The organism is Rossellomorea marisflavi, assembly GCF_009806575.1.
Classification (GTDB): domain Bacteria; phylum Bacillota; class Bacilli; order Bacillales; family Bacillaceae_B; genus Rossellomorea; species Rossellomorea marisflavi_A.
The window spans coordinates 4,124,869-4,136,970 of sequence record NZ_CP047095.1 but is presented as its reverse complement, the minus strand read 5'-3'; the positions used below and the strand labels follow the sequence as shown (position 1 = coordinate 4,136,970).

The window sequence follows — 12,102 nt, the reverse complement described above, 5'->3', positions numbered from 1 at the left end:
GGCTCGGACACCCTCCCAAGAAAAGCCGGTCCCACAGCGGGATGAAACGCCCAATCCATCACACCAATGAATAAGAACCAAAAACGAACTAGGCGGAAACAATGAATGAAAAAAGGGAATCAAAGTATCACCAAGAGTGAAAAGAAGCGAAGGGATCCGGACTCCTTCGGAAAAGAGGGATGACCGAGACCCCGCAGGCACGAGGAGGCTCGGGCGCCCTCCCGAGGAAAGCCGGTCCCGAAGCGGAATGGAACGTCCCATCCAGAATAACTATGAACCACCATAAATCCAACAAACAGGTTTGCACCAAACAGAAAAAGGAAATATAGGAACAATGCAGAACGATTCAAAAACCAGCGGTTCTCTACTCCTGTCAAGAGGGGTCAGAATCACAAAAAAATTTCATCCCCAAAACATCAGGAATGAAAAGCCTCGAAGACAATTACCTATTTTTTTCGACACGATTCGAGATGAATCGTGGGTAAAAAGCCGCTATAATAGAAAGATGCTAGTTAGGAAGAGGGTAAAAGATGGAGTATGCCAAGCAGAAATTACATGAAGAAAAAGTATTTAAAGACCCTGTTCATCGATACGTTCATGTAAGGGACCGGGTGATCTGGGATTTGATTGGAACAAAAGAGTTTCAACGCCTTCGCAGGATCCGTCAGCTGGGAACTACCTACTTGACCTTCCACGGTGCGGAACACAGCCGTTTCAACCATTCCCTCGGAGTCTATGAAATCATCCGCAGGATCATTGATGATGTATTCGCTGGAAGACCAGAATGGAGCGACGATGAGCGCCTCTTATCCCTTTGTGCCGCCCTGCTGCACGACCTTGGGCATGGACCGTTCTCCCACTCATTCGAAAAGGTCTTCCATATGGATCACGAGCATTTCACCCAGGCGATCATCCTTGGGGACACCGAGGTCAACCAAGTGCTGAGAAAAGTGTCAAAGAACTTCCCGAAACATGTCGCGGAAGTGATTGCTAAAACCTATAAGAATAAACTTGTCGTCAGCCTCATATCCAGCCAGATCGATGCTGACCGCATGGATTATCTGCAGAGGGACGCCTATTTCACCGGAGTAAGCTACGGCCACTTCGATATGGAGCGGATCCTTCGTGTCATGAGACCGCGTGAAGATCAGGTCGTCATCAAGCAGAGCGGGATGCACGCCGTCGAGGACTACATCATGAGCCGCTATCAAATGTATTGGCAGGTATACTTCCACCCCGTCACACGGAGTGCGGAAGTAATCCTGACGAAGATCTTACATAGGGCGAAGGAGCTTTACGAAGATTCCTATTCCTTCAAACAGGAACCGATCCACTTTTATTCATTGTTCCAGGGGATGTTTCCCTGGAGGATTACCTGAAGCTTGATGAAGGGGTCATCACGTACTATTTTCAGATTTGGCAGGAAGAAGAAGACCCGATCCTCCGCGACCTGTGCGAGCGGTTCATGAATCGCAACCTGTTCAAATACGTCGAATTCGACCCGGCTAAGGAATACAAGAAGCATAGTGAACTCGAAGCCCTCTTCAAAAAAGCAGGCATCGATCCCGACTACTATCTTGTTGTCGATTCCTCATCAGATCTGCCGTACGACTTTTACCGTCCCGGTGAAGAGGAGGAACGCCTTCCGATTCACCTTCTGATGAAGAACGATGAGCTGAGGGAGCTTTCAAGGCAGTCGGATATCGTCGATTCCATCTCCGGGAAGCGCCGGACAGACCATAAACTATACTATCCAGTGGATCTTCTCTATGACGAATCCACGAAGAAGAATATAAAAAGACAGATTCGCAGCATCTTAGAACTCACATGACGACACGGTGGCTAGACATGCAATACTAGGAGTAGGAGATGACGTACATTGTTGAAAGAACACGCAAAATTGATGAGCGCCTTCATGGCATCGGGAGAAGTGATCGGGAGGAAGAAGCTTCAGAAGATGATCTTCATCGCGAAGAAGCTGGCCTTCCCGTTTCAGGAGCGCTTTGAATTTCATTTCTATGGTCCCTATTCAGAGGAACTGACTCTCAGAGTGGAAGAATTATGCAATATGGGGTTCATCTCGGAAGTGAAGGAGAAGAAGGGCGGCTATTATCAATACCGCTACTCCGTCACGGAAGAAGGGGAGGACTTTTTGAGAATCTATGAAAAGGACATGCCGTTCCTCAAGGATTGCTTAACGGATATGAACGGTCAATCGGCCCGTTTCCTTGAGCTCGTATCGACGGTCCTTTACTTTGATACCTTGCCGAAAGAAGAAGTGGCGGAAAAGGTCTTCACCCTGAAGAGCAAACAAAAGTATACGAATGAAGAAGTGGATGAGGCCTATGCCTACATCGAAAGCTTGAAAAAGGTCATTCACTAGGATGGAGGGGACTGCGCTTGAAGCGGTCCTTTTTTATGTTGGGCAAAGAAAAAACGGCCGCAACATAGGGCCGTCATGGTTCATTGGTCGCTTAAGCGCTTGCCGCCTGACGCGTAGTGGTTAGGGGTCATTTCCTCGATGAAGACGACGACTTTCTCTTCAGGTGCACCGGTCGTTTCGCTGACGGCTTCCGTCACTTTCTCAACGAGTGCGCGCTTCTGATCATCGGTGCGTCCTTCCAGCATCTTCACGGTAACATAAGGCATTTACATTCGCTCCCTGCTTTTGAATTTGATACAATCTGTGATAGGCTTTTGCCTATACCTTAACTGTATCGGGTAACGCTTGGACAGGCAAGACATATTCAGCCTACGGATGCAGGACTTTTCCTGTATACTGGGGAATAAGAAAATATATGAAACAGATAAAGGAGTACATACCTTGGAAACATTCCGTCAGCTTTTTGAAGCCATTTCCATTTTTCGGCTGAACGAGATGCCGTTTGTCATCATTTCCCTCGTCGTGGGGTTCACGGTCCATGAGTTTGCCCACGCGTATGTAGCCTACCGCTTCGGCGACCATACGGCGAAGGATCAGGGACGCCTGACGCTGAATCCGGCTCAGCATCTAGATCCGATCGGGACGCTTCTGCTCCTGATCGCAGGTTTCGGGTGGGCAAGACCGGTACCGGTCCAGCGTTCGCGTTTTAAAAATCCGAAGCTTGCCGGGATCCTTGTGTCCCTTGCCGGCCCGCTCAGCAACTTTCTAGTGGCCTTCATCGCTTACGCCCTGTTCTTTTTCTTCATTGGCGTCAGTGGATTCGCGGTCCCGTCGTTCATCGTGAATCTTCTACAGATGATGGTTTACTTAAATGTCCTGCTGTTCGTCTTCAATCTGATACCGGTTCCGCCGTTGGACGGATACCGGGTGATAGAGGATCTGGCACCGCCCCATGTGCGTTCAAAGATGAGCCAGTATGAGCAGTATGGTGCACTGATTTTCATCGTACTCGTCATTACCCCATTGGGGAACTATACGATCAGACCGTTGCTTTTCAACGGGATTGCCGCGGTGAATCAAACGTTTAACAGCATTTTCACGGCAATCTATTCACTATTTTCGTAGTCAAAATCAATTGAAGTATAGAGGAGTGAGACAGGATGGAGAAGAAGAAAAATATCGGATTCAACATCATCAAAAATGACCCGACGGATGGGCATGGAGGATACGGTGTCGGCGCCCTCAGTCTGGACAATGTATCACCCGTCATGATCGACGTGGAAGCAGGCGAAGCCACCATCGAAGTCGGAGCCATGCATGCACGGAGCCCCATTGAAAAGGGCATCAAGTTTACGAATAACAGGGAAGATTCGGCAGGCGGGAAAAATTATTGGCTGATATGGGTGACGATCGACCGGATGGAAGACGGTCCTTACTATGCAGGTGTGACAGCTTGTGAGCTTGTGGTGAACAGGGAAAAGAGAAGGGGCTATAAATCCATGCCGGAGCACGTGAACCACATGGATAAGTCGATCAAACGCCATATCATCGTCGAACAGATGGATGAAAAGTCCAAGGGCGTCCTCGCAACGTTCCTGAAGAATCATGATCAGGGGATGTGGGATCGTTCGAAGGATGAGCTGAAAAGCGCACTGTTAAGCCAATGAAAGCGTTTGTGAACAAAATGTGAACATTTACTCTATGTGACTTTCCTATCTTGTACTTTGTTGAGAATAAAAGTAAAATGAAAGCACAGTTTGCACATGAACTAGGACATGGAAAGACCCGGATCACGCACAGATCCGGGTCTTTCTTTTTTGTCTGTCTAAAAGATCCATTCCTTGAACCGGTCCAGCCATGGCTTCCGCTTCTTGGATGGGGGATGATGCTCTTTGCCATGATTCCCGTCACGGAGATGGGTCTGGCAGTAGTCGGTCGGCTCCGTCCCTTTCACAAAATAAGTGAAACGCTGGACGGGACAGTCCTTGGTGGCAAGTTTTCCGCTTTGTGGATCCACTGCCACTCCGATTACATTCTTCGTCGGTTTGAAGCTTTTGATGGGCTCGTCCTTCAGGGCCTGTTCCATGAAGTTCACCCAGATTTTCTTCGCATAATACTTGTCGTTGGCGAGATTGACTTCTTCGCCTTTATCGAATCCGGTCCACACCCCTGCCGTCAGCTGAGGGGTGAACCCGATCATCCAGTTGTCCGTGTCCGTCGTGCCCGATTTCCCGGCATAGGGACGGGTGGCATCTCCGATGATCTGGGTGCCGGTCACATTGGCATAGCCGTTCAGCTTCGGATCAAAGATACCGGTCAGCATATGGGTCATGACGAAAGCAAGATCATGGTCAAGGACAGGTTCCTTCTTGGAAGCATGCTCGTAAATCGTCTTCCCTGAATAGTCCACCACCTTGGTAATGAAAACGGGTTTCACTTTGTATCCACCGTTGGCAAACATATTGTAGGCGTTGACCATATCGATGACCCTGGCGCCGGATGTTCCGAGGGCAGAGGATGGGTACTTTTTGATATCCGTCGTGATTCCGAACTGTTCCTTGGCTGTTTTCGGCAGCGTGTCCTGGCCGATGAATAGATGGGTCTTGACCGCGTAGATGTTATCGGAAAGGGCGATGGCCTGCGCAAGCGTGATGTCCCCATTGGGGTACTGATTATTATAATTATGGGGTTCATACGTCGACTCTCCGTCATTGAAGGTGAAGGAGGTGGGCTCGCTCTTCATCCTGGTCGACGGCGTATAGCCTTCTTTCAGCGCTGCATAGTAAAGGAGCGGCTTGATCGTGGATCCGGGCTGTCTGATGGCCTGGACGGCACGGTTGAAAGGGCTCTGTTCATAATCCCTGCCTCCGACCATTGCCGATACGTACCCTGAAGAAGGATCCATCGAGACGAATGCGAGCTGAAGGTCGGAATCCTGTGGAATCTGCTCAGCCACGACTCTCTCGGCAATCTTCTGGTGATCGGGATTCAAGGTTGTATAGACTTTCAACCCTCCCATTTCAATCGTGCGCTCATCGATCCCAAGCTCTGAATGAAGCACGCTTTTGACGACATCCTGGAAATAGGGTGCGACATTCGCCGTCTGATTCGGATGGGTACCCGTAATGGCGAGCTTATGGTTTTTGGCAGAATCGGCCTCTTCTTGCGTAATGCGACGATCTTCCACCATGGAATCCAGGATAAGGTCCTGTCTTTTACCCGCGTTGTCAGGATGGCTGATCGGTGAGTAGTAGACAGGGGCCTTCGGAACCCCGGCGAGAACCGCCGCTTCTTCAAGGGTGAGATCCTTCGCGTCTTTTCCGAAGTAGAACTGGCTCGCTGCCTGGATTCCGTAGGCGCCATGACCGTAATAGATCGTATTCAGATAGCCTTCAAGGATTTCTTTCTTGGAGTAATTCATTTCGATGCGCAAGGTGTACATCGCTTCGGAAATCTTTCGTTTCCATGTTTTATCATGGGAGAGGAAGAGATTCCGGGCGTACTGTTGGGAGATGGTGCTGGCCCCCTGCACCTTGCTCATCGCCTTCAGATCAGCAAGGGCTGCGCCTCCCATCCGTTTGAAATCGAAGCCGTAGTGCTCATAGAACCGTTTATCTTCGACGGAAATCGTCGCTTCGATCAAATAGGGAGATATGTTATCAAGGTCGACCCAGTATCGCTTCTCGCCCGTATTCGTTTCACCGATCACCGACCCGTCTTCTCCGTAAAGGAGACTGGCCTGGGGGACAGCGAGCGGGGGTGGACCTTTTACTTTGGCGTAAATGAGTATGGCAAGGAGCATCAATAGGAGGAGTACCACTATGGCAAGGCAAGCGGCTGCTGCCAGCCTGATATATTTTTTCGATTTACCGAATTGTTTGACCATCGTCTCCATTCCTTCCCCCTCTTTCTGTCGTTCTCAAGCAGAATCTATCAGAACCTGCCTTTCTTATTTAGTAGTATGAGATAATTTGAGGGGTTTTAAACATCATCAGTCGAATATTCACTTCCTATTCGGGGAGTGTGGAATGTTCCTGAAAATTTCACTTGAATTTTTGCGAGTTTCCACTATACTTTTTCTCATGTTTGTATTTATCCTGAAAGGGAAGGATAATGTTGGACAATGAAGACAACCGGTCTAGGGACTGAACAATAGAGCCTGCTGCAGCATACCTTTACTGCAGCCATACTTTACAAGGAAAGGAAGTAGAACAAATGAGCGGACTTTGGTATACAGAGAAACAAACGGATAACTTCGGGATCACGATGAAGATCAAGAAGACTTTACATACGGAGCAAACGGATTTTCAATATCTTGAAATGGCCGAAACGGAAGAATGGGGGAACATGCTTTTCCTAGACGGAATGGTCATGACAAGTCAGAAAGACGAATTCGTTTATCATGAAATGGTCGCACACGTACCCCTTTTCACCCATCCCAATCCCGAGAACGTCCTGGTCGTCGGTGGAGGAGATGGCGGTGTCATCCGTGAAGTGTTGAAGCACCCAAGCGTGAAGAAGGCGGTATTGGTTGATATCGACGGAAAAGTCATCGAGTATTCCAAGAAGTATCTTCCAGAGATTGCAGGAGAACTTGAAAACGAACGTGTCGATGTTCAAGTCGGTGACGGATTCATGCATATCGCCAAAAGTGAAAATGAATATGACGTCATCATGGTCGATTCAACAGAACCTGTAGGACCTGCCGTGAACCTCTTCACAAAAGGCTTCTATGCTGGGATCTCCAAAGCGCTGAAAGAAGACGGGATCTTCGTCGCTCAGTGTGATAACCCATGGTTCAAAGCAGACCTGATCCGCCAAGTACAAAAGGACGTGAAAGAGATCTTCCCGATCACGCGTCTTTACACTGCGAACATCCCGACCTATCCAAGCGGCATGTGGGCATTCACGATCGGTTCAAAGAAATACGATCCGACAGACGTACCGGCAGAGCGTTTCCACGAAATCGAAACGAAGTACTACACGAAAGAGCTACACAACGCAGCATTCGTCCTGCCTAAATTCGTGAAAGACCTGACAGAATAAAACAAATGAAAAGGACGGACCTCCGAATCAGGGTCCGTCCTTCTTGAAGAGAGGAAGAACACCATGCGCTTTGATGAAGCCTATTCAGGCAATGTATTTATTAAGAGTCATCCTTCTTATGAAGAAAGTTCAGTCGTCCTGTACGGCATGCCGATGGACTGGACCGTCAGCTATCGCCCGGGTTCACGCTTCGGCCCAACCCGTATCCGCGAGGTTTCCATCGGACTTGAAGAGTACAGCGCCTACCTTGATCGTGAGCTGGAAGAAGTAAAATACTACGACGCAGGGGATATCCCCCTTCCATTCGGGAACGCCCAGCGCAGTCTGGATATGATCGAAGACTACATCGATGGTCTGCTGGCAGATGGGAAGACACCATTCGGCATGGGTGGGGAGCATCTTGTATCGTGGCCGGTCATGAAAGCCGTAGCCAAGAAGCATCCGGATCTTGCCATCATCCACATGGATGCCCATACCGATCTTCGTGAAGAGTATGAAGGAGAGCCCCTTTCCCACTCGACTCCGATCCGCAAGATCGCTGAGCATATCGGACCTGAAAATGTGTACTCCTTCGGGATTCGTTCCGGTATGAAAGAAGAGTTCCAATGGGCGAAGGAAAATGGGATGCATATCTCAAAATTCGAAGTCCTGGAACCACTTAAGGAAATCCTGCCGACACTCGCGGGACGTCCGGTTTATGTCACCATCGACATCGATGTCCTTGATCCGGCCCATGCTCCGGGCACGGGTACAGTGGATGCTGGAGGCATCACGTCCAAAGAACTTCTTGCGTCCATTCATGAAATCGCCCGTTCTGAAGTGAACATCGTCGGTGCAGATCTGGTGGAAGTTGCGCCGATCTATGACCCATCCGAGCAAACGGCCAACACAGCGAGCAAGCTGATCCGTGAAATGCTTCTCGGCTGGATGTAATCAATGATTTTCCTAAGCCCCTTGAGACTCCGGTCCAAGGGGCTTTTTCCTCATATCCTCACCGAAATCCCGGACCTTCCATTGCATTTTATCAGGATAGTTCTTATAATTAATAAGTTAGAGGGCAGGCTCCAACAGGCAGCCGAGTCCAATGAATAGACGATTCAATGGTTCAGGTGAGACAAGACCGATCTGAGCCATTACACATAGCACCAATACAGCATACTAAAAAGGATGTGAGTGGTTTGACAGCTTCACCGACCGATTCCACCCCTGTCAAAATTCACTTGAAAACGAAGATTACCATCGGGGAAGAGAGCGATTCATATGAATTGATCTCGTTCGGCCGATATTATGAGAAAGCAGGAGCCGTTTTCCTGAAATACGATGAGGTACAAGAAGAGGGCACCACCAATACGATCGTCAAGCTGACCGACCGTCAGGCCCTGATCCTCCGTAGCGGAGCCGTCAAGATGAGGATGGCCTTCAACGAAGAGGAAGAACAGAATGGCTCGTATGAAAGTCAGTTGGGGACACTGTTATTGACCACCAAGACCCATTCCCTATCCCACACACAGATGGATACATCCCTTGAAGGGGATTTCAATCTCACCTATCAACTGAAGATGCAAGGCAATCCGGTTGGAGAGTATATCATGTCCATTCATTACAAGGAGGAAGCGTAGACCCATGAATATTGTTGAAAACGTGCAAGAAAAACTGAAAGCTGAAATCAAGGACGCTGTCATTAAAGCGGGACTTGCCACTGAAGACCAGATCCCTGATGTGATCCTGGAGACTCCGAAGGATAAAACCCACGGGGATTATTCCACGAATATGGCGATGCAGCTCGCGCGGGTGGCAAAAAAAGCTCCACGCATGATTGCAGAAGAGCTGATCAACCACTTTGATCAATCCAAAGCGTCCATCGAGAAGCTGGACATCGCAGGACCGGGCTTCATCAACTTTTTCATGGACAATGCCTACCTCAACGACTTGATTCCTGTCATCCTTGATGAAGGCCATGACTATGGACAATCCAATGCCGGAAACGGAGAGCGTGTGAACGTGGAATTCGTATCCGCCAATCCTACCGGTGACCTTCACCTTGGTCATGCCCGTGGAGCTGCTGTCGGTGATTCCCTATGCAACGTCCTCGAGAAGGCAGGCTATGAGGTAACGCGTGAGTATTACATCAATGATGCAGGGAACCAGATCCATAACCTTGCTGTCTCAGTGGAAGCACGTTACTTCCAGGCACTCGGCGAAGACAAAGCCATGCCTGAGGATGGGTACCACGGTGCCGATATCATCCAGATCGGGAAGGATATCGCTGCCGAGTACGGCCGCACATACGCAGAAGCAAGTGAAGAGGATCGCTATGCGTTCTTCCGTGAATACGGTTTGAAGACTGAAATGGCGAAGCTTCAAAAGGATCTGGAAATGTTCCGTGTACCATTCAACGTCTGGTATTCCGAAACATCCCTTTACAATAACGGGAAGATCGATGCTGCCCTACAAACGCTTAAAGACAACGGCCACGTATACGAAAAAGACGGAGCGACCTGGTTCCAATCAACTGAACTCGGGGACGATAAAGACCGTGTGTTGATCAAGAATGACGGTACGTACACGTACTTGACCCCTGACATTTCGTATCATAAAGATAAGTTCGACCGCGGCCATGATGTCCTCATCAACATCTGGGGAGCAGATCACCACGGCTACATCCCTCGTATGAAGGCTGCTGTCGAGGCACTTGGCTTCGACCGCGACAAGCTTGAAGTGGAAATCATCCAACTCGTCCATCTGTACAAGAACGGCGAGAAGATGAAGATGAGCAAGCGTACAGGTAAAGCCGTGACGCTTCGTGAATTGGTAGAAGAAGTCGGCCTCGATGCCGTTCGTTATTTCTTTGCGATGAGAAGTGCGGATACGCATATGGACTTCGATCTGGATCTTGCCGTTTCCCAGTCGAATGAGAACCCGGTTTATTATGCACAATATGCCCATGCGCGGATCTGCAGTATCCTTCGTCAGGCTGAGGAGCAGGGGCTTGCGTCTGAAGACAAGGTGGACTTGAGCCTTATCGGGACGGAGAAAGAGATCGATCTATTGAAGAAGCTTGGTGAATTCCCGCAGACGATCGCGGATGCAGCCGAGAAACGTACGCCTCACCGCATGGCCAATTACATCAATGACTTGGCTTCGGCTTTCCACAGCTTCTATAATGCGAATAAAGTTCTTGATGGGGAGAACCGTGAGTTGACAACGGCCCGTCTGGCGCTAGTGAAGACGGTACGGATTACGCTTCAGAATGCTTTGGCATTGATTGGGGTTTCTGCACCGGAGAAAATGTAAGGTTTTTATTTAGCGAGTACGCTTCGTTTTGGAGCGTGCTCGTTTTTTTGTGTTGTGGATATGGAGAGATGTGGGAATAGGGGCCGTTCAATCCGCTGCATTGCACTGTGTGGTGATGGAGTAGGTAGGCATGATGCATTTCTGCTTTAGAAGAGGATCTTGGTGGAATCAAAGTCCGTTTCATTCCGCTGCGGCCGCCTGCTTTCCTCGGGGAGTGAGTCGAGCCTCCACAGCTGCGCTTCCGTGGTCTCTAGCTTCCCTCTATTCCCGAAGGAGTCAGTCGGCCTTCGCTGCATTGCACTTTGTGGTGGTGGAGGAGGTAGGCATGATGCCTTTCTGCTTTAGAAGAGGATCTTGGTGGAATCAAGGTCCGTTCCATTTCGCTGCGGCCGCCTGCTTTCCTCGGGGAGTGAGTCGAGCCTTCTCAGCTGCGCTTCCGGGGTCTCGAGCTTCCCTCTATTCCCGAAGGAGTCAGTCGGCCTTCGCTGCATTGCACTCTGTGGTGATGGAGTAGGTAGGCATGATGCCTTTCTGCTTTAGAAGAGGATCTTGGTGGAATCAAAGTCCGTTTCATTCCGCTGCGGCCGCCTGCTTTCCTCGGGGAGTGAGTCGAGCCTCCTCAGCTGCGCTTCCGGGGTCTCGAGCTTTCCTCTATTTCCGAAGGAGTCGGCCGGTTTTCGCTGCATTGCACTGTGTAGTGATGGAGGAGGTTGTGAAGGCTACTATCTGCTTTAGATGAGGAACAAGGTGGAATCAGGACCGTTTCATTCCGCTGCGGCCGCCTGCTTTCCTCGGGGAGTGAGTAGGTACTCTTTGATGTGTAATAATTTTCCTGTTATGATCATTCAATAAGAGACGGAGGGGTGGATGATGAGGAAGTATCTATGTGTGTTTGCTGTGTTGTGTTTTTTGACGGGGTGTGGGGTGACGGATTGGGATGATTTGAAGCCGCCTGATCTGATCATTTCTGCGGGGGAAGAGGACTTGTCGTATACGTTGGGTACGTTTACTTGGTCGGAAAATAAAAGGGCGGTTGCGTCTGACGCTCCTTCTATTCCTGACCTTGTCGATGGGACCAATGAGGTAGAAGCAGGGGAAACAGTATCGATCGAGTTTGAACAGGAGCCGACTTTGATTGAGGTTGGCGTTTGGGAGGATGAAGACGTGGATCTTAAACGAATTGCCGGCCGTACCATTAACCTACCGGATGAAAAGGGGGCATTCCTATACGTCATTAGAGCTGAGTGGCCGGAAGGGGACGGCATATATGCTCTTTCTATCAATACCAAGTAAGATAGCCCATTGCTTTTGAAGGCGAACCAAGAAGTCCTGACCTCCTGTTGTATGCAGTTGCCCGGGTTCCAGTGTGTAGGCAGTTC

13 protein-coding genes and 1 pseudogene are annotated in these 12,102 nt (G+C 49.5%); 9 read left to right on the top strand and 5 right to left on the bottom strand.

Features of this window, described 5'->3' with window-relative positions; translation table 11 throughout:
- Window positions 1-530 precede the first annotated feature (530 nt).
- Window positions 531-1,831: pseudogene (locus D5E69_RS21235) on the top strand (HD domain-containing protein).
- Window positions 1,832-1,879: 48 nt separating this feature from the next.
- On the top strand, window positions 1,880-2,383 hold the full coding sequence (locus D5E69_RS21230; protein WP_159130229.1) for a YwgA family protein: 504 nt from the start codon (window positions 1,880-1,882) through the stop codon (window positions 2,381-2,383).
- Between the two features lie 80 nt (window positions 2,384-2,463).
- Here the strand turns inward: D5E69_RS21230 and thmT are convergent, their stop codons facing one another.
- A complete protein-coding gene (gene thmT, locus D5E69_RS21225) occupies window positions 2,464-2,649 on the bottom strand; it encodes a 2-hydroxymuconate tautomerase (RefSeq protein WP_048004808.1) in 186 nt (61 codons plus the stop codon).
- A 229-nt stretch (window positions 2,650-2,878) separates the two neighbouring features.
- Here thmT and D5E69_RS21220 point away from each other — a divergent pair, with 229 nt between their 5' ends.
- Window positions 2,879-3,508, top strand: a complete 630-nt coding sequence (locus D5E69_RS21220; RefSeq protein WP_048004963.1) for a site-2 protease family protein — start codon at window positions 2,879-2,881, stop codon at window positions 3,506-3,508.
- Window positions 3,509-3,543: 35 nt separating this feature from the next.
- Window positions 3,544-4,050 (top strand): YwhD family protein, encoded by a 507-nt coding sequence (locus D5E69_RS21215; RefSeq protein ID WP_048004809.1) that lies wholly within the window; start codon window positions 3,544-3,546, stop codon window positions 4,048-4,050.
- Between the two features lie 158 nt (window positions 4,051-4,208).
- Here D5E69_RS21215 and D5E69_RS21210 read toward each other — a convergent pair whose 3' ends face one another.
- Entirely contained in the window at window positions 4,209-6,278 is a 2,070-nt protein-coding gene (locus tag D5E69_RS21210) for a transglycosylase domain-containing protein (protein WP_048004810.1), read from the bottom strand.
- A gap of 320 nt (window positions 6,279-6,598) precedes the next feature.
- Here D5E69_RS21210 and speE point away from each other — a divergent pair, with 320 nt between their 5' ends.
- From speE to argS, 4 genes are all read left to right on the top strand, one after another.
- Window positions 6,599-7,429: a spermidine synthase gene (speE, locus tag D5E69_RS21205; RefSeq protein ID WP_048014304.1), complete on the top strand. Its 831-nt coding sequence runs from the start codon at window positions 6,599-6,601 to the stop codon at window positions 7,427-7,429.
- Between the two features lie 63 nt (window positions 7,430-7,492).
- The gene (gene speB / locus D5E69_RS21200) at window positions 7,493-8,362 is read left to right on the top strand and encodes an agmatinase (RefSeq protein WP_048014303.1); all 870 of its coding nucleotides are present in this window, start codon (window positions 7,493-7,495) and stop codon (window positions 8,360-8,362) included.
- Between the two features lie 236 nt (window positions 8,363-8,598).
- Window positions 8,599-9,048 (top strand): YwiB family protein, encoded by a 450-nt coding sequence (locus tag D5E69_RS21195; protein WP_053072050.1) that lies wholly within the window; start codon window positions 8,599-8,601, stop codon window positions 9,046-9,048.
- Between the two features lie 4 nt (window positions 9,049-9,052).
- Window positions 9,053-10,723, top strand: coding sequence for an arginine--tRNA ligase (gene argS / locus D5E69_RS21190; RefSeq protein ID WP_159130228.1), 1,671 nt, complete (start codon window positions 9,053-9,055; stop codon window positions 10,721-10,723).
- Between the two features lie 146 nt (window positions 10,724-10,869).
- Here argS and D5E69_RS21185 read toward each other — a convergent pair whose 3' ends face one another.
- Genes D5E69_RS21185 through D5E69_RS21175 form a run of 3 tightly spaced genes read right to left on the bottom strand, consistent with a single transcriptional unit; the run spans window position 10,870 to window position 11,409 of the window.
- Complete coding sequence (locus D5E69_RS21185) at window positions 10,870-11,019, bottom strand: hypothetical protein (RefSeq protein ID WP_159130227.1); 150 nt, start codon at window positions 11,017-11,019, stop codon at window positions 10,870-10,872.
- 45 nt (window positions 11,020-11,064) lie between these two features.
- Window positions 11,065-11,214 (bottom strand): hypothetical protein, encoded by a 150-nt coding sequence (locus D5E69_RS21180; RefSeq protein ID WP_159130226.1) that lies wholly within the window; start codon window positions 11,212-11,214, stop codon window positions 11,065-11,067.
- A gap of 45 nt (window positions 11,215-11,259) precedes the next feature.
- Complete coding sequence (locus D5E69_RS21175; protein WP_159130225.1) at window positions 11,260-11,409, bottom strand: hypothetical protein; 150 nt, start codon at window positions 11,407-11,409, stop codon at window positions 11,260-11,262.
- A gap of 211 nt (window positions 11,410-11,620) precedes the next feature.
- Here D5E69_RS21175 and D5E69_RS21170 point away from each other — a divergent pair, with 211 nt between their 5' ends.
- Window positions 11,621-12,016, top strand: a complete 396-nt coding sequence (locus D5E69_RS21170; RefSeq protein WP_213085567.1) for a hypothetical protein — start codon at window positions 11,621-11,623, stop codon at window positions 12,014-12,016.
- The last annotated feature ends 86 nt before the right edge of the window (window positions 12,017-12,102 follow it).

What these genes read in the sequence shown, in the direction of transcription:
- thmT (WP_048004808.1), bottom strand. Translation starts at nt 2,649, where the DNA reads ATGCCTTATGTTACCGTGAAGATGCTGGAAGGACGCACCGATGATCAG.
- D5E69_RS21220 (WP_048004963.1), top strand. Translation starts at nt 2,879, where the DNA reads ATGCCGTTTGTCATCATTTCCCTCGTCGTGGGGTTCACGGTCCATGAG.
- D5E69_RS21215 (WP_048004809.1), top strand. Translation starts at nt 3,544, where the DNA reads ATGGAGAAGAAGAAAAATATCGGATTCAACATCATCAAAAATGACCCG.
- D5E69_RS21210 (WP_048004810.1), bottom strand. Translation starts at nt 6,278, where the DNA reads ATGGAGACGATGGTCAAACAATTCGGTAAATCGAAAAAATATATCAGG.
- speE (WP_048014304.1), top strand. Translation starts at nt 6,599, where the DNA reads ATGAGCGGACTTTGGTATACAGAGAAACAAACGGATAACTTCGGGATC.
- speB (WP_048014303.1), top strand. Translation starts at nt 7,493, where the DNA reads ATGCGCTTTGATGAAGCCTATTCAGGCAATGTATTTATTAAGAGTCAT.
- argS (WP_159130228.1), top strand. Translation starts at nt 9,053, where the DNA reads ATGAATATTGTTGAAAACGTGCAAGAAAAACTGAAAGCTGAAATCAAG.
- D5E69_RS21185 (WP_159130227.1), bottom strand. Translation starts at nt 11,019, where the DNA reads ATGCAGCGAAGGCCGACTGACTCCTTCGGGAATAGAGGGAAGCTAGAG.
- D5E69_RS21180 (WP_159130226.1), bottom strand. Translation starts at nt 11,214, where the DNA reads ATGCAGCGAAGGCCGACTGACTCCTTCGGGAATAGAGGGAAGCTCGAG.
- D5E69_RS21175 (WP_159130225.1), bottom strand. Translation starts at nt 11,409, where the DNA reads ATGCAGCGAAAACCGGCCGACTCCTTCGGAAATAGAGGAAAGCTCGAG.